The organism is Pseudomonas sp. R1-6 (assembly GCF_051132115.1).
Classification (GTDB): Bacteria; Pseudomonadota; Gammaproteobacteria; order Pseudomonadales; family Pseudomonadaceae; genus Aquipseudomonas.
Window position 1 is genome coordinate 2,420,613 of sequence record NZ_CP071662.1, and the last position, 25,719, is coordinate 2,446,331.

General features: G+C 61.7%; 19 protein-coding genes. 5 read left to right on the forward strand and 14 right to left on the reverse strand.

Annotation, left to right across the window (positions count from 1 at the left end):
• Positions 1-76: 76 nt before the first annotated feature.
• From J3P81_RS11175 to J3P81_RS11200, 6 genes are read right to left on the reverse strand one after another with little or no spacing between them, the layout of a single operon-like run.
• Positions 77-1,714 carry a BatD family protein gene (locus J3P81_RS11175; protein ID WP_420766536.1) on the reverse strand — a complete coding sequence of 546 codons (1,638 nt, stop codon included), beginning with the start codon at positions 1,712-1,714 and terminating at the stop codon, positions 77-79.
• Positions 1,711-3,444 carry a tetratricopeptide repeat protein gene (locus tag J3P81_RS11180; RefSeq protein ID WP_434563771.1) on the reverse strand — a complete coding sequence of 578 codons (1,734 nt, stop codon included), beginning with the start codon at positions 3,442-3,444 and terminating at the stop codon, positions 1,711-1,713. The genes J3P81_RS11175 and J3P81_RS11180 overlap by 4 nt, the downstream gene beginning before the upstream one ends.
• Positions 3,441-4,520, reverse strand: a complete 1,080-nt coding sequence (locus J3P81_RS11185) for a vWA domain-containing protein (RefSeq protein ID WP_420766534.1) — start codon at positions 4,518-4,520, stop codon at positions 3,441-3,443. Before J3P81_RS11185 ends, J3P81_RS11180 begins: the two co-directional genes overlap by 4 nt.
• Positions 4,513-5,007: a DUF4381 domain-containing protein gene (locus J3P81_RS11190; protein ID WP_420766533.1), complete on the reverse strand. Its 495-nt coding sequence runs from the start codon at positions 5,005-5,007 to the stop codon at positions 4,513-4,515. The genes J3P81_RS11185 and J3P81_RS11190 overlap by 8 nt, the downstream gene beginning before the upstream one ends.
• Complete coding sequence (locus tag J3P81_RS11195; RefSeq protein WP_420766532.1) at positions 5,004-5,948, reverse strand: DUF58 domain-containing protein; 945 nt, start codon at positions 5,946-5,948, stop codon at positions 5,004-5,006. Before J3P81_RS11195 ends, J3P81_RS11190 begins: the two co-directional genes overlap by 4 nt.
• A gap of 9 nt (positions 5,949-5,957) precedes the next feature.
• Positions 5,958-6,917 carry an AAA family ATPase gene (locus J3P81_RS11200; RefSeq protein WP_420766531.1) on the reverse strand — a complete coding sequence of 320 codons (960 nt, stop codon included), beginning with the start codon at positions 6,915-6,917 and terminating at the stop codon, positions 5,958-5,960.
• A gap of 583 nt (positions 6,918-7,500) precedes the next feature.
• Between J3P81_RS11200 and J3P81_RS11205 the strand changes: the two genes are divergently transcribed.
• Positions 7,501-7,869 (forward strand): DUF6124 family protein, encoded by a 369-nt coding sequence (locus tag J3P81_RS11205; RefSeq protein WP_434563773.1) that lies wholly within the window; start codon positions 7,501-7,503, stop codon positions 7,867-7,869.
• Positions 7,870-8,113: 244 nt separating this feature from the next.
• On the opposite strand, the gene J3P81_RS11210 is transcribed toward J3P81_RS11205, so the two are convergent.
• From J3P81_RS11210 to J3P81_RS11240, 7 genes are all read right to left on the reverse strand, one after another.
• A complete protein-coding gene (locus tag J3P81_RS11210) occupies positions 8,114-9,829 on the reverse strand; it encodes an ATP-binding cassette domain-containing protein (protein ID WP_434563775.1) in 1,716 nt (571 codons plus the stop codon).
• Between the two features lie 679 nt (positions 9,830-10,508).
• Positions 10,509-11,486, reverse strand: a complete 978-nt coding sequence (locus J3P81_RS11215; protein WP_434563777.1) for a 2-hydroxyacid dehydrogenase — start codon at positions 11,484-11,486, stop codon at positions 10,509-10,511.
• Between the two features lie 16 nt (positions 11,487-11,502).
• Positions 11,503-12,798 (reverse strand): MFS transporter, encoded by a 1,296-nt coding sequence (locus tag J3P81_RS11220; protein ID WP_434563782.1) that lies wholly within the window; start codon positions 12,796-12,798, stop codon positions 11,503-11,505.
• Positions 12,799-12,853: 55 nt separating this feature from the next.
• Positions 12,854-13,864: a sugar kinase gene (locus J3P81_RS11225; protein WP_434563784.1), complete on the reverse strand. Its 1,011-nt coding sequence runs from the start codon at positions 13,862-13,864 to the stop codon at positions 12,854-12,856.
• Positions 13,857-14,639, reverse strand: a complete 783-nt coding sequence (locus tag J3P81_RS11230) for a sugar phosphate isomerase/epimerase family protein (protein ID WP_434563786.1) — start codon at positions 14,637-14,639, stop codon at positions 13,857-13,859. The genes J3P81_RS11225 and J3P81_RS11230 overlap by 8 nt, the downstream gene beginning before the upstream one ends.
• Before the next feature lie 157 nt (positions 14,640-14,796).
• The gene (locus tag J3P81_RS11235; RefSeq protein ID WP_434563788.1) at positions 14,797-15,822 is read right to left on the reverse strand and encodes a LacI family DNA-binding transcriptional regulator; all 1,026 of its coding nucleotides are present in this window, start codon (positions 15,820-15,822) and stop codon (positions 14,797-14,799) included.
• Positions 15,823-16,044: 222 nt separating this feature from the next.
• A complete protein-coding gene (locus J3P81_RS11240; RefSeq protein ID WP_434563790.1) occupies positions 16,045-16,398 on the reverse strand; it encodes a hypothetical protein in 354 nt (117 codons plus the stop codon).
• Between the two features lie 475 nt (positions 16,399-16,873).
• Here J3P81_RS11240 and J3P81_RS11245 point away from each other — a divergent pair, with 475 nt between their 5' ends.
• Positions 16,874-21,742: an NAD-glutamate dehydrogenase gene (locus tag J3P81_RS11245; RefSeq protein WP_434563792.1), complete on the forward strand. Its 4,869-nt coding sequence runs from the start codon at positions 16,874-16,876 to the stop codon at positions 21,740-21,742.
• Positions 21,743-21,970: 228 nt separating this feature from the next.
• Here the strand turns inward: J3P81_RS11245 and J3P81_RS11250 are convergent, their stop codons facing one another.
• Positions 21,971-22,264: a phage infection protein gene (locus J3P81_RS11250; protein ID WP_434563794.1), complete on the reverse strand. Its 294-nt coding sequence runs from the start codon at positions 22,262-22,264 to the stop codon at positions 21,971-21,973.
• A gap of 505 nt (positions 22,265-22,769) precedes the next feature.
• Here J3P81_RS11250 and J3P81_RS11255 point away from each other — a divergent pair.
• From J3P81_RS11255 to J3P81_RS11265, 3 genes are read left to right on the forward strand one after another with little or no spacing between them, the layout of a single operon-like run.
• The gene (locus tag J3P81_RS11255) at positions 22,770-23,315 is read left to right on the forward strand and encodes a TRAP transporter small permease (RefSeq protein WP_434563796.1); all 546 of its coding nucleotides are present in this window, start codon (positions 22,770-22,772) and stop codon (positions 23,313-23,315) included.
• Positions 23,312-24,592, forward strand: a complete 1,281-nt coding sequence (locus J3P81_RS11260) for a TRAP transporter large permease subunit (RefSeq protein WP_420766519.1) — start codon at positions 23,312-23,314, stop codon at positions 24,590-24,592. Before J3P81_RS11255 ends, J3P81_RS11260 begins: the two co-directional genes overlap by 4 nt.
• 52 nt (positions 24,593-24,644) lie before the next feature.
• Entirely contained in the window at positions 24,645-25,664 is a 1,020-nt protein-coding gene (locus J3P81_RS11265) for a TRAP transporter substrate-binding protein (RefSeq protein WP_434563798.1), read from the forward strand.
• The last annotated feature ends 55 nt before the right edge of the window (positions 25,665-25,719 follow it).

The window sequence follows — 25,719 nt, forward strand, 5'->3', positions numbered from 1 at the left end:
CTTGGCGAGCACTACAGCTGAGCCAATTGTGGCGAGGGGATAAATCCCCTCACCACAGAAAGCGGTGCTATCCCGGCTATTTGGGATAAAGCGGCGGCAAGCTGGAATCACCCGCCGCGTCCGGCGTTCCCTCGAGCGGCGGAATGGCGCGGATGGCGCGCCACAGGTCTTCGCCTTGCCAATATTGGCCGGTTTCGCTGTACAGGGCGCCGTTCAAGCCGTCGAGGGCATCGGACAGCGGCACGAAACGCGCCGCCATGTCGGCCAGGGTTTCCGGTTGCTGCCGGGCCCAGGCGTCCAATGCCTGGCGAGTAGCGTGGGAGTCGTTGGCCAGGCAGGCACGCTTGAGGTCATCGAGCAGGGTGCGCGGGCTTGGCCCGGCCTGGGTCGAGCGCAGGACGGCGGGTTGCCAGCGGGCGCGCCACCACAGGCCGAAACCGAGCAGCGTCGTACACGCCAGAATGAGCGTGCTCAACTGCCAATACCAAAGTGTCTCGCTGTCGACGGTCGTGACGATCTGCGCAGTGCCCGCCGGCGTGTCGACCATCAAGCTTGGATTGTTCGCCACTTGCAGCGTGCGCGCGGGCAGGCTGGTGCGGTCCAGGTGATCTTCCAGCGTGTTCCACCAGACCACTTCAACCGGCGGCAGCTCGATAGTGCCGCTGCGGTTGGGTACCAGTGCCTCGCGGTCTTCGCGGCTGCCCACCAGGCCACGTTCGCTGCTGCGGCTGCTCAGCACCGGCTGGTCGGGGTAACGGCGCAGGCCATTGATTTCGGTAGCAGGCAGTGGCGGCAATTGGGCGCTGGTCAGACCCTCGGCTTCCAGCGTCAAGCTGCGGGTCAATGAGTCGCCGACCTGGCTGTGGGTCGGTTCCGGGCTCCAGCTTTCGCTCAAGGACAGACTGCGGGCCGGCAGCCAGGGAAGGTCGGCCGGGTAGCTGGCGGGTTTTGGCTTGACGGTCAGCAGCAGCTGCGTGGAGCTTACGCGCATCAGTTGGCCGGGCTTGGCGACGGGCGATGCGCCGCCCTGGGCGGTGGGTTCGACCAGCGTGGCGCTGAAGGTCTGGGCCGGGACCGCCAGCTCGCCGCTGCGCTGCGGATAAATGCCATAACGCAGTTCGATTACGCCGTGGCGCACGTCATTGATGACTTTCTCGTAGGTGCGCGATTCGCCCAGTTGCTCGGTGCGCGCATCGGGGATGTGCAAGGGTGTCAGGCTGCTGTCGTCGTAGAGCGACACCGAATGGTAGATGCGCAAGGTCAGGATCGCCTGGGCCTGCACGTACACTTCGGCCTGGTCGAGGCTGGCTTCGATGAACACCGGTGCGAGGGTGCCGGAAGCGTTGCGGGTTTCGCTTTCGATCACCTGCAACGTGATCGGCTGGCTGGTCACTTCCCCCAATTTCAGGGCCGGGATCACCACGGTGCCGCTCTGGCGGGGAAGCAGTGTGACGATCCAACGGGTCGTGGCGCGATTCTCGCCGTCGAGGGTGGTCAGTTGGTTGACCTGGCGGGTGCCTCGTACGTCGAACAATTCCTGGAGCGGGCTCAGATCGGGTTTGCCGAACAGCGTGGCGTCGTTGGATTCCAGCGTCAGTTCCACGGTCTCCCCCGAATTCAGGCGGCTGCGATCCACGCTGGCAGTCAACTGCGCAGCCTGGATCCCGGCAGTCCAGAGCAGCAAGGCGAGGAGGTAGACGGTGAAGCGGGTCATTGATCTTTTTCCTGGGCCTGGTGGCTTTGCTGTTCATACCAGAATTTACGCCTGAGCAGCTCACCCGGGTTGTCCGGGATCTGGCGCAGCCATTGTTCCAGCGCCTGGCGTTGTTCTTCTTCGTTGCGTTGACCCGCGGCCGGGCGAAGCGGCGGGGTGGTGGTCTGCTCGTCGGGCAACTCGCTGCCCGGCACATCCTGGGCGCCGGGCGGTGGGGCCTCGGACGCCTCGGAGTCGTCCGGCGTGGCTGTCGCTTCGGAGGAGGGGTGGCCCTGCTCGGACGATTGGCTCGGCCTGTCGGTCTCCTGCGGTTGCTCCGAGGGAGGCGGCTCCTGGTTTTCGGCAGATTCGGGCTCGTCCGGTGGCGCAGTCTGTTCTTTGAGCAGGCTTTCCACCAGGGCTTTGTTGGTCTGCGCCGGACGCAGGTCCGGTTGCAACTCCAAAGCCTGCTCATAGGCATCGATCGCCGCCTCCAGCTCACCGCTGCGGGCCAGTGCATTGCCGCGATTGTAGTGGGAGCGGGCGTCGTTGCCTTCGGCGAATCGCCGAGCCGCTTCGCTGTACTCGCCGGCTTCATAGAGGGCGACGCCTTGCCATTGCCTGTCCTCGAAACGGGCGGCGGCCTCGGCCGGGCGTTTTTGCTTGAGCAGGTGCTGGCCTTGCTGGTCGGGACGCAACCACAAATCCTGGAATTCGAAGGCATGGCCCGTTTGCGGCAGGACGAACAGCAGCGGCAGGCAGAAAAGCCAGCCGCGCCGCCCCGCGCACGCCGCCAGTAGCAACAGCGGCAGAAGCAGCCAATAACCCTGGTCAGCCCAAGTGTCCAGGCGCAATGTCTGGCCATCGCTGCGCAGTTGGCGCGGTGCGTCCATCAGGCCCAGGCCGCGCAGGTCGCTGTCGTCCACATGCGTGGGGCGGTAACGGCCGTCCAGCTCATTGACGAACGACTTGAGGCTCGGACTGTCCAGGCGCGGCACGAGGATAGCGCCCTGGGCGTCCTTGAGGTAACTGCCGTCGTCCTGGGCCACCGGCGCGCCTTCGCGGGTGCCAATGCCCAGCATCAGCAAGCGGGTGGCGGAACCGTCCAGGACCTGGCGAATGCCCATGCGTTCCTGCTCGTTCAGCGACGAAGCGATCAGCAGGATACGCCCGTGGCCGAGCCCGGCCTGGTTCAGCAGGGCCATGGCCTTGTTGACGGCAAGGTCGGCGCGGTGGCCGCCTTGGGGCATGATCGATGGCGCCAGGGCTTCGAGCAGGTTGGCGCTGGTGGCCAGGTCATCGGACAGCGGCACCAGGGTGTGGGCACTGCCGGCGTAGACGATGATCGCGGTCTGGGCGTCGCTGCGGTTGTGCAGCACGTCCAGTATTTTGCGACGGGCTTGTTCCAAACGCGTGGGCGGGACGTCAGTGGCAAGCATCTCCGGGGTCAGTTCGAGGATAACCACCAGCGGATCGGCGGGTTTCTGGCTGGTCTGTTCGACCCGTGTCCAGCTGGGGCCAAGCAAGGCCAGCACCATCAGCAGCCAGCCCAGGCCCAGGGCAATCCAGGGCAGTTTGCTTTCACTTCCGCTGCCGCCGCTGAGCAGCACCCCATGGAATGCCGGGGGCAGGATCATCTGCCAACGGCCCACCCGTTTCTGCCGATGCCACAGTTGCCAGAGCAGCCAGCCCAGCAAGGGCAGCAGCAGGATGAAACCGGGGCGCAGCCAGTGCGGCCAGAGCGCGATCATCGGCGCCTCCGCAGTCGCAGGCGCTTGAGCCGCTGGCGCCATTCGGAAGGGTGCGCGGGTTGAAACAGCGGCTGGGTGAACAGGCGCTGCAATGGATTGTCCGGCCAGCGCTCCCGTGCCACCAGCAACATACTCAACACCAGTGCGACGGCTAGCGGCCACTGATACAGCGCGTGGGCCGGGCGGGCCTGGGTCGGTTGCTGGGACACCGGTTCGAGCTGGTCAAGCGTTGTCTTGATCGCCTGCAGTTGCTCGCCGTCCTCGGCCCGGAAATACTGGCCGCCGGTCACCTGGGCGATTTCTCGGAGTGTCGCTTCGTCGAGGTCCAGGCTCGGGTTGACGCCCAGGAACCCGGCGGTGCCACTTTGTTCCGGATCGGCGCCCACGCCGATCGGATAGATTTTCACGTTTTCATCGGCAGCCAACCGCGCGGCGGTCAGCGGGTCGATCTCGCCGCCGTTGTTGGCGCCATCGGTCACCAGAATCAATACTCGGCTCTGCGCCGGGCGTTGACGCAGGCGCTTGAGGGCCAGCCCGATGGCGTCGCCAATGGCGGTGTTTTTGCCGGCGATGCCTACGCGCGCTTCGTCGAGCCAGCGCCGCACGGTGTGGCGATCGAACGTCAGGGGCGCTTGCAGATACGCCTGAGTGCCAAACAGAATCAGGCCGACCCGGTCACCTTCGCGGCTTTCGAGGAAATCGCCGAGCGTGCGCTGGACCAACGCCAGACGGCTGACGTCTTCGTCCTTCCATTGCATGTCGGGAAAGTCCATCGACCCCGACACATCCACCGCCACCAGCAGGTCGCGACCGCTCGCGGCGATCGGCAACGGCTCGCCCAGCCACTGCGGGCGGGCGGCGGCGATCAACAACAGGAGCCAAAGCAGGATGAAGGGGGCCTGCTGGCGCCACGTCGGGAGATTGGCCCGGGCCCGGCGGCCCACCAACCCTTCGAGTTCATCGAGGAAGCTGACCTTGAGCGCCGGCTCGCCACTGTCTGCAGCCGGCAGCACCAGGCGCATCAGCCAGGGCAGCGGCAAGAGGACGAAGATCCACGGCCAGGCGAATTCAAACATGTTTGCGAATCCAGATTTCGACGGCTTGGGTCAGGCCGGCGATGGCTTTGTCATCGAGCTTGCATTCGGGTTTGTAGGCGCCCTCCACGAGAATCATCCATCGGGTCAGGCCGGCGGCCGGGCAGCGGTTATCGAGGAAGGCCAGCCATTTGCGCCCATTGAGTGTGTGGCTCTGGCTGTACGGATAGTGATTGCGGCACAAGCGCTTGAGCAGCCCGTTGAGTTGTTGCAACCAGGCGCCGGCCGGTGCGCCGTCGTAGGGCTTGGGCAGCAGCGCGAGCTCGGCCAGTGCGGCCAGGCGCACCGGGTCCAGCGGTTGTTCGGCCCGGGCGCTGCTGCGTTTGATGGGGATGAATCGGCGTAACTGCCACAAGCCCAAGCCCAGCATCGGCAGTAACAACAGCAACAGCCACCAGCCCGGCGCGGGCGGCCAGAATCCGATGGGAGGCGGGGCCATCAGTGGCTGCAACTGATCCAGGCTGCTCATCGGGCTTTCCCCGGGCGCTTGGGATTCAGGTATTCACGCAGTTGTTCGACCATGTCGCCTTGAGTGCTCAAGGGGAGCATCAGGATCCGCAGCTTCTGGGCCAACATCTCCCAGCGCTCCAGCCGTGCTTCGGCCTTGGCGCGATAGGTCTGGCGTAACTCCAGGTTCAGCGTGTCGAGTTCCAGTTGCTCGCCGCCCTGGGCAAAACGCAGCAATCCGGCAGCGGGGAGGGCGTGATCCAGCGGGTCGGACAATGGCAACAGCAGCAGGTCGCAATGGCGCGAGAGAAGGGTCAGTTGCTGCTCGGCGCTGTCGGACAAGGCGCGCTCGTCGCAAATAATGATCGCCAGGCTGCCGGGGCGCAGCACCTCCCGGGCCCGGCGCAAGGCAACGCCGAAGGAGTCGCGGTCCGACTCGCCGTCGGGCTGGAGGGACTGATTGACCCGGACCAGACGGTTGAGCAATTGCAACAGGCTCTGCTTGCTGCGCCGTGGTTTGACTTCGTAATGGGCGTTGTTGCCGAACACCAGTCCGCCAACCCGGTCGTTGTGCCCCAGCGCGGCCCAGCCGATCAGGCTTGCGGCCCGAGCGGCCAGCACCGACTTGAAAATCAGCCCGGAGCCGAAGAACAGGCGGTGGCTCTGCTCGATCATGATGAAGATCGGCCGCTCGCGTTCTTCGTGGAACAGTTTGGTGTGGGGTTCCTGGGTCCGCGCGGTGACCCGCCAGTCGATGGTGCGCACGTCATCGCCGGCCTGGTAGACCCGCACCTGATCGAAATCCACCCCGCGCCCGCGCAGCTTGGAATGGTGCAGGCCGATCAGTGGGCTGCGCTGGCCAGGCGTGGAGAACAACTGCACTTCGCGCACGCGATGGCGCATCTCGATCAGCTCCGAAAGGCTGACGCGGATGCCCGGGACGGGCGCCAGTGGGTTATTCATTGTCGATACTCAAGCGACGGCGACGACGTCGAGAATCCGCTGCACGACCCGGTCCTGATCGATGCCGGCGGCTTCGGCCTCGAACGACAGGATGATGCGATGGCGCAGCACGTCGAACAGCACGGCCTGGATGTCCTCCGGGCTGACGAAGTCGCGCCCGGCCAGCCAGGCGTGGGCGCGGGCGCAGCGATCCAGGGCAATCGAGCCCCGTGGGCTGGCGCCGTAGGCGATCCACTCGGCCATTTCCGGATCGAACTTGGCCGGGTTGCGGGTGGCCATGATCAGTTGCACCAGGTATTCCTCCACGGCATCGGCCATGTACAGCCCGAGGATTTCCTTGCGCGCCGAAAAGATCGCCTGCTGGCTGACGCGCCGCTCCGGCTTGGTCTCGCCGTTCAGTGCCTCGCCTCGGGCCTGTTGCAGGATGCGGCGTTCCACCGCAGCGTCGGGAAAACCCATCTTGACGTGCATCAGGAATCGGTCGAGTTGGGCTTCGGGCAGGGGGTAGGTGCCTTCCTGCTCGATCGGGTTCTGTGTCGCCATCACCAGGAACAGCGGCGACAGTTCATAGGTGCTGCGCCCGACGCTGACTTGCCGCTCGGCCATCGCTTCGAGCAAGGCGGACTGGACCTTGGCCGGGGCCCGGTTAATTTCATCCGCCAGCACCAGGTTGTGAAAGATCGGCCCTTGCTGGAACACGAAACTGCCGGTTTCGGGACGATAGATCTCAGTGCCCGTGATGTCGGCCGGCAACAGGTCGGGGGTGAACTGTATGCGATGGAACTGCGCTTCGATCCCCTCGGCCAGCTCCTTGATCGCCTTGGTCTTCGCCAGCCCTGGCGCGCCTTCCACCAGCATATGCCCATCGGCGAGCAAGGCGATGAGCAGGCGCTCGATGAGTTTTTCCTGGCCGAGAATCTGCGTAGAAAGAAAGGTTCGCAGCGCCAGCAGCGCTTCACGATGTTCCATCGATGACTGTTCCTGGAAAGGGTGGCCCAGGCGTTCGGATAACGCCGGGGCTGGGGGCGTTACTTTAATGCATGGCGGGGGGTGGCGACTAACGGGATTTTGATCGGCCGTGTGAATTGTGATCGGCTTGGAAACATTGGGGGGTGGGCTTGCTTGCGAAGAATCCCACCCGGACAGGCGCACTTACCCCGTGGCGAGGAAGCTTGCTCCCGCTTGAGTGCAACGCACTCTCAAAATGAAGGGGTGTTTATCCGGACGTAGGAGTGCTCTGGAACAGGCTACGTTGTCTTGCGCCATTGCCTACGACTGCGCCAGAATCCGCCGGCTTGTGCGCTTGGAAGGCAGGTTCTATCGTTTCCGGGTCGTTGAGGAATCAGCGATCGGGTTTGGTAGCCCGGTTTTCTGGCGCAGGTGCAGCCTGATATAGGGGGCTTTTCGTCCTCTGTTTTATGGTGGTCATGCGCAGGGCGTCCTTGGACGCGCCGGGTTGCCAGATAACCGGTCTACCAACCTTCGTATGGCCACCTCCCTTCGTTTGGTAGCGAGAGAGATGGCTCCAATTTTCTAATCTGGAGTTTCATCTATGTTCAAAGTAACGCCCAACCCACCGAACACCGATTCGTCCTCACCGCGCCCAAAAACCAAGTCCCAAAAACACGACGAAGTCACCGACCGAGTCCTCGACCATTACCTAAAACGCAAACCGGACAAACCCGGAGCAGAACCTGCCCCCGGCCAACTCTTTACCGTCAACAAAGACATCGACACCGAAAGCTTGCTTGCCTACCTCAGCGAAACCCTGGCTTCCGCCAATGCCATGGCCAATGACTTGGCTTTCGACCTGGACGGTTCACGCCGGCATTTCCTCCTGGGCATTCAGCAACTGATCGAACTGGGCAGCCTGCTGGCGAACCGTGCACTGGACAACATCGAAACCCGTCAGCCGACATAACCTCGTGGCGAGGGAGCTTGCTCCCGCTGGGCTGCGCAGCAGCCCCAAACCGAGCCGGCGCGGTTCCCCATACACACCGCGCCCGCCGGGCCTGCGACTGCTGCGCAGCCGAACGGGAGCAAACTCCTTCGCCACAAGGGACTTGTGTCATTCCTTAAATTTGGGCAAACGGCAAAACCTTGGGAGCGAGCCTGCTCCGGCGGCGATCCGACGATGACGGCAGCAGATCCAGCACCATATTTCGCTAGTTCTGCATCCGAATCTCATCCACCAGCAGCTTGATTGCTGGCCTGTCGATAAGATCCAGCCACGGACCGTCCTCCACGATTGCCCCGTCATGCATCACAATGACCCGGTCAAACCGATGCAGGTGGTCAATGTCATGGGTGACACATATCAACCCTTGCCCGGCAAAAACGTCGAATAACAGGTCCCATAGAGGCGTGGTCAGCCTGGGTTCTATGGATGCGCTTGGCTCGTCGAACATATTGAATTTTCCGGGTTTGTTGATAAGGCGCAGCAGTGATAGGCGTTTAGCTTCGCCTCCGGAGATATTCGATGCATTTTCGCTGACCTGCCGTGTTGTCACAATCTCATCCAGTTCCAATTGCCGTATGGCTCTAGACAACATCGGCGATGCGCTGCCTCCGAACAGAACCGATTGTTCAAAAGAACCCTCCAGAAATCGCGGTTGTTGAGGGCAGTATCTCAAGGCGTCCAAGTGGGCTTGGCCGGTCAAAAGTGAGACCGGTACCAAGTCTATGCTCAGTAGGTCTCGCTTTGATGCATCAAGCCCGGCGAGGACTTCCAGAAAAGTGGTTTTGCCTGCGCCGCTAGGGCCCGTAACGGCCACTGACTGCCCTTGAGCAAATGCCAGGGAGCGCTTGATCGACAGGCGAAGCGGTCCCGTTCCCGTCACTTCGCAGGGGCCGAGTTCCAGAACTGAGGAGCGCTGGGAATCAACCAAGGCCAGCCGATTGCTGCGATCGAAGTCCGGGAGTGATAGCAGACCCTGAAATTGACCCTGGTCTGCAAGGAACTGATCAAGAACACGATACCCGTCAGTCAAGGTTGAAATACTGAGCAGATAACTCCCCGCGATTGAAAAAATGGCAACCAACTGCCCGACACTGATACTGGGCTGACCCGAAAGCTGGTCCAAGACGCCCCAGTAGAGCAATCCCCCAGTGGAGAGGCTTACGAACAATATCTTGGCGGTGCTCAGCAGGCCGCCAGAGGATGCGGTAGTCACAGCAGCGCTGGCATAACGTCTGAACGCCGCGTTCAACGGGTGCAGGGCAGTAGGTATGGCACCTTCCAGCTTTATGTTTTTCCCCGCGTTGAGGGTGTTGTAGAGGTGTGCACTTAACTCATCTTCCTGTTCATTGACTGCATCGATGTGCTTTCTTCGCCATTTGATAATTTGGTGGGTGGTAGCCAGATAGATAACTCCGGATGCCGTCATGCTCAAAAAAATTTCACCGCCCCCAATGTAAATAAAAGCAGTCCCAACAACTATGAATTCCAGGAGTACGGGAAGCGCAATGGTTATAGTGAAAGTGAGTAGTTGTTCGTGGGCAGTAATTCCGCGCTCGACCGATTTGATGAAGTGGCCGATTCTCCAAGAGTTAAATAACGAAAATTCTTTACCTATGAGTTCGGTGATCCACTCAATGGAAGCGCTCATGATAATGCCCTGTACCAGCTTGGACAGCGCATGGAGCTGCAGAGGCGTGATGACGGCATGAATACATCCCGCGACAATCAGGCCTGTCGTCATTGCAAGTAGAGTGCTCGATGCTGGATTGCTATTGTCTTGCAGGGTATCGATAATGGTTCCGAGTAACAGCGGGGGGGCAAGTGCGATGAGCTTGAGTGCGATAATTGTGATTACGGTTATTGCTAGAAGTTTGGCGTGTTTTTTATAGGCGGTTTTTATCATTGCTCGGATGCTGTGCATGTACTCGCTCCTGGTTGCTTTGCGTTCGATAATTCAACCGCGTAACACGTACTGAGGCACCACCAAGCGACCGTTTCTAATGATGTTGAAGCGCTCAAGTCCTGGGATATAGATATGGGCGACGATGCTGTTGCCTGAGAAGCGGGCTACCGTTCGGTCGAGTATTTCGTTCGTTTAATGGATAGTTTTTTTGCAGTCAGTGACGCGAAAAAATCGGCTTCCGTTGCGAGGAGATCTTTAGAAAGGCCTAATGCCTGCGGCAGGCCGAAAAAGGTATGATTTATTTCAGAGCGTTTCCTACCCATATCGATTACTCCAATGTAATTAATGGGCGTCGCGATGCGAGCGCCCAACTTGCGTTTGTTCGCAAGTGATTAATTAATAGCATTGGGGTGATGTGAAGGCTATTGCGTGACTTCCGAGGCTGACGTAGGTTTGTTCTTGCCGTTGAGTAGGAGGGAGATGTAGGAATGTAGCTGCTTTGCTGGAAGTGTGGTTTCTCTCTACTGTTTTCGCCGTTTGGTATGTTTATATTATTTAAGGAAGGATCAAAAAGGATAATTCGGCAGCGGCGCTCTAAGGCGGGTGTGCCCGGAAAGGTTGTGTTGCGTGCACATCTAAATGAATACAGGTGCCATCGCGATCTTGCTTGCGATGGCACATTTTGAAGGCGGCAATGTCAGCGCTTCCACGCCCCCGGATTGACCAGGTTCGCTGGCCTTTCACCCGCCAGCGCCGCCAGCAGGTTCTCCACGGCACAACGCGCCATCGCTTCCCGGGTCTCGTGGGTGGCGGAGCCCATGTGCGGCGTCGCCACTACGTTGTCCATCTGCAACAGCGGCGATTCCGGGTCCAGGGGCTCGCGCTCGAAAACGTCCAGCCCGGCGCCACGGATCTGCCCGTTGCGCAAGGCGTCGATCATTGCCGCTTCGTCGACGACTTTGCCTCGGGAGATGTTGATGAAGATGCTGTCAGGGCGCATCTGCGCAAACGCCCGTGCATCGATCAGGTCTTCGGTTTCAGCGGTCAACGGCAAGGTCAGGCATATGAAGTCGGCCTGTTGCAGCAGCGTATCCAGATCGCAATAGCGCGCATTGAAACGCTGCTCCACCGCAGGCTTGGGCGAGTGACTGTGATAGAGCACCGGCATGCCGAAGCCAAAGTGCCCGCGCTGGGCCAGGGCTTCGCCGATGCGGCCCATGCCGACGATGCCCAGGGTCTTGCCGTGGACGTCGCTGCCGAAATGTCGGGGCCCGATGCTCTGTTGCCAACCGCCTGCGCGGACGAGGTTGGCCAGCTCCACCACGCGTCGGGCGGTTGCCAGAATCAAGGCGAAGCCGGTGTCGGCGGTGGTTTCGGTCAACACGTCCGGCGTATTGGTGAGCAGGATCCGGCGTTCGGTCAGGTAATCGATATCGTAATTGTCGACGCCCACCGAAACGCTGGCGATCGCCTCGAGATGCGGCGCCAGGTCCAGCAGCGACGGATCGAGCCTGAGGCTCGCGCCCAGCAGGGCATGGGCGCTGGGCAGGGCGGTGCGCAGTTGCGCCAGGCCCTGGGCGTCCAGGTTTTCGATGAGGGTGACCTGGGCATGCGCCTGCAAGCGATCCATCAGTTGCGCTGACAGCTTTTTGTACAACACCACGTGCTTTTTCATAGGGGTTCCCGATTCGTTAACGGACAGGCGCCGGATGGGGCGTCGCGGTTTTGGTCACGACCCGGTCGCTGGCGCCGGGTTTGAGGGCAAGGGTCAGCAACACCGACAGCAGCAACGCGCCGCTCATCAACAGAAAGGACATGCCGTTGGAGCCGGTGGAACCGTTGAGGTAGCCCACCAGATAGGAGCCGCCGAACGAACCCAGCGCGCCCATGCTGTTGATCAGCGCCATGGCGCCACCCGCGACATTGGCCGGGAGAATCTCCGGAACGATGGCGAAAAACGGCCCGTAGGGCGCGTACATGCAGGCGCCGGCAATCACCAGCAAGGCATAGGACCACCAGAAGTGTTCAGCTCCGAGCAGATAGGAGGCGTAAAACGCGATGGAGGCGATCAGCAGCGGCGGCCAGACGAAACGCTTGCGTTTCTGGACCTTGTCCGACGCCCAGGACACGATCAGCATGGCGATCACTGCCGCCAGATAAGGCAGCGATGACAGCCATCCGGCCTCGACCATGTTCATCTTCAGGCCTGCCTTGAGGATCGACGGCAACCACAGCACGAACCCGTAGACGCCAATGCTCCAGAAAAAAAACTGCAGCGCCAGGATGATCACTTTCGGCGAGCGGAAGGCCTCGGCATAGTTCTTCACGGCCTTGATACCGACCTGCTCGGCGGCCAGCACGCTTTCCAGGTCCTTCTTCTCCTGCTCGCTGAGCCACTTGGCCTGGGCTGGACGATCATCGGCCAGGCGCCACCAGACAAAAGCCCAGAGCACCGCCGGCAGGCCCTCGATGATGAACATCCAGCGCCAGTCGAATTGCTCGACGAGGTACCCCGAGACCACCGACATCCACAGCATGGTGACCGGGTTGCCAAGGATCAGGAAGGTGTTGGCCCGCGAGCGTTCGGCCCGGGTGAACCAATGGCAGAGATAGACCAGCATCGCCGGCATCACGGCGGCTTCCACCACGCCGAGCATGAAGCGGATCACGATCAGCCAATACGCATTGGAGACCACGCCCGTGAGGGTCGCCAGCGAGCCCCAGAGGATCAGGCTGACGAAGATCAACTTCTTCACGCTGTGCTTCTGCGCGTAGATCGCCCCAGGGACCTGGAAGAAAAAATAGCCGAGGAAAAACAGCGCGCCGAGCAACGAGGACAGCCCTGGCGTGATCATCAAGTCTTCGGCCATGCCCGAAGCCGCGGCGAAACCATAGTTGGCCCGGTCCAGGTAGGCCAGACTGTAGGTGATGAAGACGATGGGCATGATGTACCACCAGCGGCGGGTGGCGAGGTTGAGCGTTTGCATGTCGTTGACTCCTGAGCTTGTTGTTTTTATGCAGCAGGTGCGTTTAGCGGTGGATTCAATCGCGAGCGAGCTCGCTTCCACAGGGGTAACTCGAATCTTTGTGGGAGCGAGCTTGCTCGCGATGGGCGGTTTCAAATTCAGCCGACAATTCCAGGCGCGTCGGCAGCCCTTCCATGTCTCCACGGTTCTGCACCGCGCGGCTGCCAATCCAGTTCGCCCGCCGTACCGCCTCGGTGATGTCGCGGCCTTCGAGCAATGCGCTGATCAGGCCGACGGCGAAGCCATCCCCGGCGCCCACGGTGTCCACCACCCGGGCCACCGGCACGCCGGCGATGAATCCCTGGTCACGCGAGGTGCGGTAATAAGCGCCGTCCGGGCCGAGCTTGATCACCACGGCTTCGGCGCCCTGGTCCAGGTAGAACGCGGCGATGTCGGCCGGGTCGTCAAAACCGGTCAGCAACCGACCTTCACCGAGGCCGGGCAAGACCCAGTGGGCGAGGGCGGCGTGGCGATTGATCTCGCTGATCATCGTCGCTTCGCTGGACCACAGGCTCGGGCGCAGGTTGGGGTCGAACGACAGGCTGCGGCCGGCCTCGCGCATGCGGGTCATCAATTCGAAGGACATCGCCCGTGCAGTCACAGACAGCGCTGGCACGATACCGGTGGCATGCAAATGACGGGCGGCGAGCAATGGCGGTGCGATGGAGTCCACGGACAAGTGACTGGCCGCCGAACCACGCCGGAAATATTCGACTTGCGGGTCGCTGCCATCGTCGGTACGGGACTTGAGCTGGAACCCGGTGGGGTGCGCCGGATCAACCGCCACGTGACGGCAATCCAGGCCTTCCTTTTCCAGCGTCTGCACCACGAAACGGCCCAGGGAGTCGGCGCCGACCCGACTGAGCCACGCGACTTGAAAACCCAGCCGCGCCAAGCCGATGGCCACATTGCTGTCGGCCCCGGCGATGCGTTTGTGGAACTGGTTGACGGCCGCCAGGTCGCCGGTCTCGTCGGCCACCAGCATGGCCATGGTTTCACCGAACGACAGCACATCGATCTCAGACATGAGCGGCCTCCCGGCGCGATTGCCCCAGGCGGGACAGGGTGGCGACATGTTCAGCGGTCAGTTGCAGCAGGTCATCGCCTTCTAGCGGGTACTCGGCGGCGCGCATCACGCCGACCGGCATGTGCTTGAGCAATTGCTCCCACAGGTGCAGGTCGATCGCGGCTGGCGGCACCGCGACCAGCTTGCCATCGGCGCGTCGGGCCACGGCCTTGCAATGCACATATGCCACGTACCGTCCGAGTTGCCGGGCGGCCACGGTGGCTGATTGGTCCTGCCATTGCCAGTTGCCGATGTCGAAGGTCATGCCGATGGGTACCCCGCGTTCTTCCACCGCCGCGAAGAAGCGTTGCAAGGGCTCGATCCGCCCGCCTTGCAAGGTCTGGTCGTTTTCCACCAGCAGTTGCACCGGGCTTGCCGATAGGGCATCCGCCAGGGCTGATACGTCGTGGGAGTCAGTGAAGTGGCCGAGGGAAACCTTCAGCCAAGCCGAGCCGAACGCTTCGCAACGTTGCAGGGTGGACGCCAGGGCGGGATTGGGCCTGGGCTGGCCGGGGAGCCAGAGCTCGATCGGCGATGAAAAGATACTTTCCAACCCCTGGGCCCGCGCCCCAGCGGCCAGTTCGGCGGGTTGTTCGGTGGTGAGCAGCTCTTCGCGCCATTCGATGCGCGACGCGCCGGCGGCGGCCAGCAGGGCGATGAAGCTGCCTTGACCATGCTGGCGTACGAGGTCGGCGCCGTAACTGGAGAGGCTGATGGAAACGGCTGGTTTGGTCATTGTTGTTGTACCTCTGAAACCGGTTTCAGTTTTGGTCAAAAAAATTATGGAATGTGTTTGAGGGCCTCATCGCGAGCAGGCTCCCTCCCACAAGGGATCTTCAGTGCGACGCAAGTCCAGTGTGGGAGCGAGCCTGCTCGCGATGGGGCCAGCCCGATCACCGAAAAACTCCAAGCGTCGACCCACGCTCAATCAACCGCGCCGAGAAATCCAGCGTCTGCACCGGCCCGTTATCGCCGCGCAGACGCTTGAGCAGGCATTCGAACGCGCGGGCGCCGATTTCAGCGGTGGGTTGGGCGAGGGCGGTAATGCCGCTGCCCACCAAGGGATACCAGTCCAGGTCATCGAGGGCGATCAAACCGATATCGTCGAACAAGTGGCAACCCAAATCGCGTAATGCCTGGGTCGCAGCCAGCGCGGCGATACCGTTAGCGCAAAACAACGCCTTGGGGCCACGGTCCGGCTGGGCGAGAAAGGTCTTGATGCGCGGGAGCAGTTGATCGCAGGTTTCCACCACGGTGCCGGCCAGGGCTGGGCGTCGTTCGATGCTGGCCTTGAAACTGTCGACCCGCTCGATCCGCGAACTGGTGCCATCGTACGGCTCGGTGACCAACAGCAGGTCGCGGTAGCCGCGCTGTTCGAGGTGATCGAGGGCCAGCTCGACGGCGGCCGGGTTGTCCAGCCCGACGAGGTCGGCGTCGAGTCGATCGACCTTGCGATCCACCAGCACCATGGGCATCTCGCTGCGCAGTTCGACCAGCTCATCGCGGTGATGACCCAGCGTGTTCACAATCAGCCCTTCGACGTTATAGGCGCGCAGCAGCGCCAGGTGTTGGCGCTCCTGCTCATCGTCGCGGTCGGTGTTGCACACCACCAGGCTGTAGCCGTGGCGCCGGCAGGCGGTTTCCACGCCATGCATCACGGCAATCGAATAGGGGTTGCGGATATCGGCCACGAGCATGCCGATCAGGCGCGTGCGCCCGCGCTTGAGGCCGCGGGCCATCTGATTCGGCCGGTAGCCCAGCTCGCTGATCGCCTGCTCGATGCGCCGGGCGATGGTTTCCGAGAGCAGGGCGCGGTCCTCGCCAATGAAACGCGAGACACTGGCCTTGGAGACCCCAGCGCGTTCGGCGACGTCGAGCATGGTCACGCGGCTGCGCTGGGCGGCGGAGAAAGAATTCACGGATTGAAACCTGCTTTTTAGATTTATTGAGGTTCTGAAACCGGTTTCAGGAAACACCAGAACTCATTCGGTCGTCAAGGGCGGCGCGTCACAGGTACGACCGACGGTGCTTCGCATCACTCGCCGCGATGTAATGAGCAAGCTACATAGGCCGCCTTTCGACTGCTGCGCAGTCGAGCGGGAGCAAGCTCCCTCGCCACAGAGGAGCGCTCGCCTGGGAAGTCAGAGCTGGCTTATATAGGTCCCCGTCCCCCTGAGGATGTTCTGCAAGGTCAGCTCCACTTCCGCCACGTCCGTCACCTTGGGATCGAAGGTTATTTCCAGCACATCATCGCCATTGAGCGCATCGGCGTCCGTCGCGGCGATTTCGATTTTCAGCAGGGTCGGGCTAAGGGTGACTTTGACGCCGTCCAGCGTCGAGGGCTCGCCGTCCAGGGTTATCTCCAGTTCGTCTTCGTCCGGATAGCGCGTCATCAGGAACATTTCGCCCTGGGCGCTGTGGCAGCAGAGCATGGCCATGTTGTCTTCTTCGTCATCGCATGGGTTGGCGATCAGCAGGGCGGTGGTCATTTGCATGGGAAGGCTCCTGGCTCCGATGAGCCTTGCGGGGGAAAAACGGGATTCTGCCAGTCCGGGCGAATTTCTGCTGGATTACCACCGCAGGGTGCCGTTTGGCCCTGGGACTGCTAGGGTCTGTATGAAATGTGCTCGCGCACATTTCGTACACAGCCTAGGGTTGTTCGATGCCTGGCGAGCGGGGGAGCTAGCCGATGACCGAATATGTCGCAGCGCTGCAAGCAGGCACGTTGTCGCACTCGTTAAGCTGCGCAACGGATGTGTACCTGCAAAGAGCATCGCGGAGTGTTTTTTGCAGGTGGTCATTACGTTGCAATTAGGTGAGGAAAGGATGTGACCTGCGGGTCGCGTCCAGCTTCACCCACCTGTCATCCTGTTTCCTCTGCCCGAGAATCAGGAACGGGATGGCCGACGGCCCCGAAAGGGGCTGCACGCGACGCTTTCATCAATAACAAGCCCAAGCGGAGTACCACAGATGGCGTTCTTCACCGCAGCCAGCAAAGCCGACTTCCAGCATCAACTGCAAGCGGCACTGGCGCAGCACATCAGTGAACAGGCACTGCCACAAGTGGCGCTGTTCGCTGAACAATTTTTCGGCATCATTTCCCTCGATGAACTCACCCAGCGCCGGTTGTCCGACCTCGCCGGCTGCACCCTGTCCGCTTGGCGCCTGCTTGAGCGCTTCGACCACGCGCAACCGCAGGTGCGCGTCTATAACCCCGATTACGAACGCCACGGCTGGCAATCGACCCACACCGCCGTCGAAGTGCTGCACCATGACCTGCCGTTCCTGGTGGATTCGGTCCGCACCGAGCTGAACCGTCGCGGCTACAGCATCCATACCTTGCAAACCACCGTCCTGAGCGTGCGTCGCGGCAGCAAGGGCGAGTTGCTGGAGATCCTGCCGAAGGGCACCCAGGGCGACGACGTGCTGCAAGAGTCGCTGATGTACCTGGAAATCGACCGCTGCGCCAACGCCGCCGAACTCAACGTCCTGAGCAAGGAGCTTGAGCAGGTGCTGGGCGAAGTGCGCGTCGCCGTGGCTGATTTCGAGCCGATGAAAGCCAAGGTGCAGGAGATCCTCGCGAGCCTGGACAACAGCGCCTACGCCACCGACGCCGACGAAAAGGCCGAGATCAAGAGCTTCCTGGAATGGTTGGTGGGTAACCACTTCACGTTCCTGGGCTATGAAGAGTTCGTGGTTCGCGACGAAGCCGATGGCGGTCACATCGAGTACGACCCCGAGTCCTTCCTCGGCCTGACCAAATTGCTGCGCGCCGGCCTGACCGCCGAAGACCTGCGCATCGAAGACTACGCCGTCAACTACCTGCGCGAACCGACCCTGCTGTCGTTCGCCAAGGCCGCGCACCCGAGCCGCGTACACCGTCCGGCCTACCCGGACTACGTATCGATCCGCGAGATCGACGCCAACGGCAAGGTCGTCAAGGAATGCCGCTTCATGGGCCTTTACACCTCGTCGGTGTATGGCGAGAGCGTGCGGGTCATTCCGTACATCCGCCGCAAGGTCGAGGAAATCGAACGTCGCTCGGGCTTCCAGGCCAAGGCGCACCTGGGCAAGGAACTGGCCCAGGTGGTTGAAGTGCTGCCCCGCGACGACCTGTTCCAGACCCCGGTGGACGAGCTGTTCAGCACCGTCATGTCGATCGTGCAGATCCAGGAACGCAACAAGATTCGCGTGTTCCTGCGCAAGGACCCGTACGGCCGTTTCTGCTACTGCCTGGCCTACGTGCCGCGTGACATCTACTCCACCGAAGTTCGCCAGAAGATCCAGCAAGTGCTGATGGATCGCCTGAAAGCCTCGGACTGCGAGTTCTGGACCTTCTTCTCCGAATCCGTGTTGGCCCGTGTGCAGTTGATCCTGCGCGTCGATCCGAAGAACCGCATCGACATCGACCCGCTGCTGCTGGAAAAAGAAGTCGTGCAGGCCTGCCGCAGCTGGAAGGACGACTACGCCAGCCTGGTCATCGAGAGCTTCGGCGAAGCCCAGGGCACCAACGTGCTGTCGGATTTCCCGAAAGGCTTCCCGGCCGGCTACCGCGAGCGCTTTGCCGCGCACTCCGCCGTGGTGGACATGCAACACCTGCTGAGCCTGAGTGAAACCAACCCGCTGGTGATGAGCTTCTACCAGCCGTTGGGCCAGGTGTCCGGCCAGCGTGAGCTGCATTGCAAGCTGTATCACGCCGACACGCCGTTGGCGTTGTCCGACGTGCTGCCGATCCTGGAAAACCTCGGCCTGCGCGTGCTGGGCGAGTTCCCGTACCGCCTGCGCCACACCAATGGCCGCGAGTTCTGGATCCATGATTTCGCCTTCACCGCCGCCGAAGGCCTGGACCTCGACATCCAGCAACTCAACGACACCTTGCAGGACGCGTTCGTCCACATCGTGCGTGGTGATGCCGAGAACGATGCGTTCAACCGCCTGGTGCTGACCGCCGGCCTGCCATGGCGCGACGTGGCGTTGCTGCGTGCCTACGCCCGCTACCTGAAACAGATCCGCCTGGGCTTCGACCTCGGCTACATCGCCAGTACCCTGAATAACCACACCGACATCGCTCGCGAATTGACCCGGTTGTTCAAGACCCGTTTCTACCTGGCGCGCAAGCTCAGCGGCGATGACCTGGAAGACAAGCAACTGCGTCTGGAGCAAGCGATCCTCTCGGCCCTGGACGAGGTGCAGGTACTCAACGAAGACCGCATCCTGCGTCGCTATCTGGACCTGATCAAGGCCACCTTGCGGACCAACTTCTACCAGACCGACGCCAACGGCCAGAACAAGTCGTACTTCAGCTTCAAGTTCAACCCGCACCTGATTCCGGAACTGCCGAAGCCGGTGCCGAAGTTCGAAATCTTCGTCTACTCGCCACGGGTCGAAGGCGTGCACCTGCGCTTCGGCAACGTTGCCCGTGGCGGTCTGCGCTGGTCGGATCGTGAAGAAGACTACCGCACCGAAGTGCTGGGCCTGGTAAAAGCCCAGCAAGTGAAGAATTCGGTGATCGTGCCGGTGGGCGCCAAGGGCGGTTTCCTGCCGCGTCGCCTGCCATTGGGCGGCAGCCGGGACGAGATCGCGGCCGAGGGCATCGCCTGCTACCGCATCTTCATTTCGGGACTGTTGGACATCACCGACAACCTGAAGGACGGCGCGCTGGTACCGCCGGCCAACGTTGTGCGGCATGACGACGATGACCCGTACCTGGTGGTCGCGGCGGACAAGGGCACCGCGACCTTCTCCGACATCGCCAACGGCATCGCCATCGACTACGGCTTCTGGTTGGGCGATGCGTTCGCCTCCGGCGGTTCGGCCGGCTACGACCACAAGAAAATGGGCATCACCGCCAAGGGCGCGTGGGTCGGCGTGCAGCGCCACTTCCGCGAGCGCGGCATCAACGTCCAGCAAGACAGCATCACCGTGGTGGGCGTCGGCGACATGGCCGGCGACGTGTTCGGCAACGGCTTGTTGATGTCCGACAAGCTGCAACTGGTCGCGGCTTTCAACCACCTGCACATCTTCATCGACCCGAACCCAGAGCCTGCCAGCAGCTTTGCCGAACGCAAGCGTCTGTTCGAGCTGCCGCGTTCGGCCTGGACCGACTACGACACCAGCATCATGTCCGAGGGCGGCGGCATCTTCTCGCGCAGCGCGAAGAGCATCGCGATCTCGCCGCAGATGAAAGAGCGCTTCGACATCAAGGCCGACAAACTGACCCCGACAGAACTGCTGAACGCCTTGCTCAAGGCGCCGGTGGACCTGTTGTGGAACGGTGGTATCGGCACCTACGTCAAGGCCAGCAGCGAAAGCCACGCCGATGTCGGCGACAAGGCCAACGATGCGCTGCGCGTGAACGGCAACGAACTGCGCTGCAAGGTGGTGGGCGAGGGCGGTAACCTGGGCATGACCCAACTGGGTCGCGTCGAGTTCGGCCTCAATGGCGGCGGTTCCAACACCGACTTCATTGACAACGCCGGCGGCGTGGACTGCTCCGACCACGAAGTGAACATCAAGATCCTGCTCAACGAAGTGGTGCAGGCCGGCGACATGACCGACAAGCAACGCAACCAGTTGCTGGCGAGCATGACCGACGAAGTCGGTGGCCTGGTGTTGGGCAACAACTACAAGCAGACCCAGGCCCTGTCCCTGGCGGCACGCCGCGCCTTCGTGCGGATCGCCGAATACAAGCGCCTGATGAACGATCTGGAAGCCCGGGGCAAGCTGGACCGTGCCATCGAGTTCCTGCCGACGGAAGAGCAACTGGCCGAACGCGTCGCGGCGGGCCACGGCCTGACCCGTGCCGAACTGTCGGTGCTGATCTCTTACAGCAAGATCGACCTCAAGGAAGCGCTGCTCAACTCCTTGGTGCCGGACGATGATTACCTGACCCGTGACATGGAGACGGCTTTCCCGCCAACGCTGGTGAGCAAGTTCTCCGAGGCCATGCGTCGCCATCGCCTGAAGCGCGAGATCGTCAGCACCCAGATCGCCAACGACCTGGTCAACCACATGGGCATCACCTTCGTCCAGCGGTTGAAAGAGTCGACGGGCATGAGCCCGGCGAACGTGGCGGGTGCTTATGTGATCGTGCGGGATATCTTCCATCTCCCACACTGGTTCCGCCAGATCGAAGCCCTGGACCACCAGGTTTCCGCCGACGTGCAGCTGGAGCTGATGGATGAGCTGATGCGCCTGGGTCGTCGCGCCACGCGTTGGTTCCTGCGCAGCCGCCGCAACGAGCAGAACGCTGCCCGTGACGTCGCTCACTTCGGTCCGCACCTGGCGGCGTTGGGCCTCAAGCTCGACGAACTGTTGGAAGGCCCGACCCGCGAAGGTTGGCAGACTCGCTACCAGGCCTACGTGGCGGCCGGCGTGCCGGAACTGCTGGCGCGCATGGTTGCCGGTACTACGCACCTGTACACCTTGTTGCCGATCATCGAGGCGTCCGACGTCACCGGCCAGAACGCCGCCGACGTGGCCAAGGCTTACTTCGCCGTGGGCAGCGCGCTTGACATCACCTGGTACCTGCAGCAAATCAGTGCCTTGCCGGTTGAAAACAACTGGCAGGCCCTGGCCCGTGAAGCGTTCCGCGATGACATCGACTGGCAGCAACGGGCGATCACCATCTCGGTCCTGCAGGAAGGTGACGGTAGCCAGGACGTGGAAACACGCCTGGCGCTGTGGCTCGAGCAGCATCGTGAAATGGTCGAGCGCTGGCGCGCCATGCTGGTGGACATCCGTGCCGCCAGCGGCACCGATTACGCCATGTATGCGGTGGCCAACCGCGAGCTGCTGGACCTGGCGCTGAGTGGTCAGGCGGTCGTGACGGCCAACTGATTCACCGTTGAATAAAAAGCCCCGCATCGAGAGATGCGGGGCTTTTTATTGGGTGATGTTCCAGCCCATGAAGGCCAGAAAGCTCTTGTGGCGAGGGGATTTATCCCCGCTGGGCTGCGCAGCAGACCCAAATCAGGCAGCTCGGTGGGCCTGTAAGACAGAGGCGAAGGCTTTAGGGCTGCTGCGCAGCCCAGCGGGGATAAATCCCCTCGCCACAGAAAAGCGCTCTCAGACAGGGCTGCGTTCACGCAGCTCCTGCAACCGATCAGCCCCGCCTTCGGCTACGCGATTCTCGATCAAGCGATCGGAGCCGCCTTCGGCTACGCGATTCTCGATCAAGCGATCGGAGCCGCCTTCGGCTACGCGATTCTCGATCAGGCGATCCGATCCACCTTCAGCCAGCTGATGCGCTGCGTGGTCAGGGGCCGGCGCACTCTGGGCCGAGGCGATGTTTGACAGGCCGACGCCGCCAACCAGGGTCAGGGCGATTGCCAGGGACGAGAGTTTCGAGAAGTTGATCATGGTAGTTCTCCTTGCGCTTGATTGAGTGGGCCAGTGCAGCGGGTGTGTGCTGCTGTCCGGTGTGTGCAGTTAAGCGCCCGGGTGTATCGAGAATGTGTGCCGCAAAGGAGCGAAATCGGCGGATTCGTATCAATCGGCTGCTCCTATACAGACCGATACAAAACGCCTTCGAAAAATCCCTCGCCCAACCGGGAGGCTGCGGGGCGCCTCGCAACGGTGACCGATAATCGCACGGTAGTTCCGCCTGGATCGGTCATCCGGTCAAGCAAGGTTATTGACCGGATTAACTGGGTAGTACATTTTAGCGGTCACCCAGCCTTGCCATGTCCAGGCGAGGCCATAATAAAAACAGAGGATCCCCTCATGCGTGCCCGTCAACCGAACTTGTCCTCATTGCGTACCTCCCTTTGCGGTGCTTTCCGGAATATTCCAGCGTCGATCCGCTAGCGCTCGCCCTGTCGCCGGCTACACGGCCGGTGTCTGGATCAACCTGGAGGTGTTCAAGATGACAAAAGTCGTCGATCTGTATTTCAAGCTGCTCAAGTTGCTGATCGTGCTGTGCATGGTCGCGATGATCGTGCTGGTGTTCGGCAATGTAGTGCTGCGCTATGCCTTCAACTCCGGCATCAGTGTGTCGGAGGAACTGTCGCGCTGGTTCTTCGTCTGGATGATTTTTCTAGGTGCCCTCGTGGCGCTCAAGGACCGCGCGCACCTGGGCATGAACAGCCTGGTCAAGCGCTTGCCGCCAGCAGGCAAGCGTGCCTGCCTGGTCATCGGGCATCTGCTGATGCTCTACATTTGCGGACTGATCGTCAGCGGCAGTTGGCAGCAGGCGGTGATCAACCTCAACGTGGTCGCGCCGGCTTCGGGCCTTTCGATGGCGCTGTTCTACGCCGCCGGGCTGGTGTTCGGGGTCAGCGCCACGGCGATCCTGCTGTACGAACTGTACCTGGCACTGTTCGGCAAACTGCGGGATGACGATCCTTTGTCAGTCGAGGAAAGCGAAGCCGCCGGCCTCAACCCTGACACCCTCAAGAGTACCCGCCCATGACGTTGGCTATTTTCCTCGGGTCGCTGCTGGGCAGCATGGCGTTGGGTATCCCGATTGCCTTTGCCTTGCTGGTGGTCAGCGTCGCGTTGATGTTTTACCTGGACTTGTTCGATGCGCAGATCATTGCGCAAAATTTGCTCAATGGCGCCGACAGCTTTCCGCTGATGGCCGTGCCGTTCTTCATGCTGGCCGGCGAAGTCATGAATGTCGGCGGGTTATCCAAGCGCATCGTCAACATTGCCATGGCGCTGGTTGGGCATAAGCGCGGCGGCCTGGGTTACGTCGCGATCATTGCCTCCTGCCTGCTGGCCTCGCTTTCCGGTTCGGCGGTGGCCGATGCGGCGGCGTTGGCGGCGTTGCTGGTGCCGATGATGGTGTTGGCGGGGCACAACCGGGGACGTTCGGCCGGGCTGATCGCCGCCGGCAGCACCATTGCGCCAGTGATTCCGCCCAGCATCGGCTTCATCGTTTTTGGCGTGGCGTCCGGCGTGTCGATTTCCAAGCTGTTCCTGGCCGGTATCGTGCCGGGGCTGATGCTCGGCGTCGGGCTGGCCATCGCCTGGTGGTTGATCTCCCGGCGCGAGAACGTCGAGACGGCGCCCAAGCGTTCCCGAGCCGAGGTGCTACGCACGTTGCTCGATGGCAGTTGGGCGATGGGCTTGCCGCTGATCATCATCCTGGGCCTCAAGTTCGGCATCTTCACGCCAACGGAGGCAGCAGTGGTCGCGGCAGTCTATTCGCTGTTCGTGTCCCTGGTGATCTACCGGGAGATGAAGATCAGCCAGCTGTACGAAGTGATCCTGTCTTCGGCCAGGACCACCTCGGTGGTGATGCTGCTGGTGGCGGCGGCCATGGTTTCATCGTGGCTGGTGACCATCGCCGACCTGCCGGGCCAGCTGGCGGAACTGCTCGCGCCGTTCATGGACAACCAGACGCTCCTGCTGCTGGTGATGATGGCGTTGATCATCCTGGTCGGTACGGTGATGGACATGACCCCGACCATCCTCATCCTGACGCCGGTATTGATGCCAGCGGTGATCCAGGCGGGGATCGACCCGGTGTATTTCGGCGTGCTGTTTCTGATCAACACTGCGATTGGCTTGATCACGCCGCCCGTGGGCACGGTGCTGAACGTGGTCTGCAGCGTGGCGAAGCTGGAGTTCGAGGAAATAGTCCGGGGGGTCTGGCCGTTCATGATTGCGCAATTTGTGGTGCTGTTGCTGTTGGTGCTGTTTCCGCAACTGGTACTGGGACCGTTGAAATTCTTCACCGGCTGACACCGGTGCTCGCTGGCTCGACCTTTAAAAACAATAACGATCGGAGAGTGACATGGGAAAACTGATGAAAACCTTGCTGGCCGGGGCGTGCGCGACGGGCTTGCTGCTGACCGGCGTGGCCAGCCACGCGGACGAGATCCGTGAGCGGACCTTGCGATTCGCGTTCCAGAACGTCAAGGAACATCCCCAGGGCCAGGGCGCGCAGAAGTTCGCCGACCTGCTCAGTGAAAAGAGCGGCGGCAAGATAAAGGTCCGCCTGTTCCCTGGCGGAACCCTGGGCGGCGACGTACAAACGGTGTCGGCATTGCAGGGCGGCACCTTGGACATCACCGTGCTCAACTCCGGCATCCTGGCCGCCCAGGCACCGGATTACGCCATGCTCGATTTCCCCTTCCTGTTCAACGACGTCAAGGAGGCCCATGCCGTCATCGATGGGCCGGTCGGGCAGAAACTGGCGGCACAGCTGGACAGCAAGGGGCTGGTAGGGCTGGGTTACTGGGACCTGGGGTTCCGTAACCTGACCAACAGCAAGCACCCGGTGACCAAGCTCGAAGACCTGCAGGGCTTGAAGCTGCGCGTCATCCAGTCACCGATCTACCTGGAAACCTTCTCAGCCCTGGGCGCCAACCCGGTGCCGATGGCGTTCCCCGAGGTGTACACGGGCCTTGAGCAGCACACCATCGACGGCCAGGAAAACCCGTTCACGGTGATCGAGGGCAACAAGTTCTACGAGGTGCAGAAATATCTTTCCGTCACCGGCCACATCTTCAACCCGCAGTCGTTGATCATCAGCCAGAAAACCTGGAACCGCCTCAACGACGACGAAAAGGCAATGATTCGCGCAGCCGCAGCCGAGGCGCAGACCTTCCAGCGTGAAGTCACCGAGACGAGCATGGAAAAGGCCAAGGCGGCGCTGGCCGGTGCGATGACCGTCAATGAAATCACCCCGGCCGAGAAAGACCGCTTTCGCGAGCGCGTGAAGCCAGTCGTCGACAAGTTCGCCAAGTCGTTGGACGGGGATCTGGTGAAAATGATGTACGACGAAATCAACAAGGTGCGTGCCGCGCAGTGAGTTGAAGCACCCCCACGGACGGTCCATACGAAGGGCGCCCGGACACTGTCCCGGC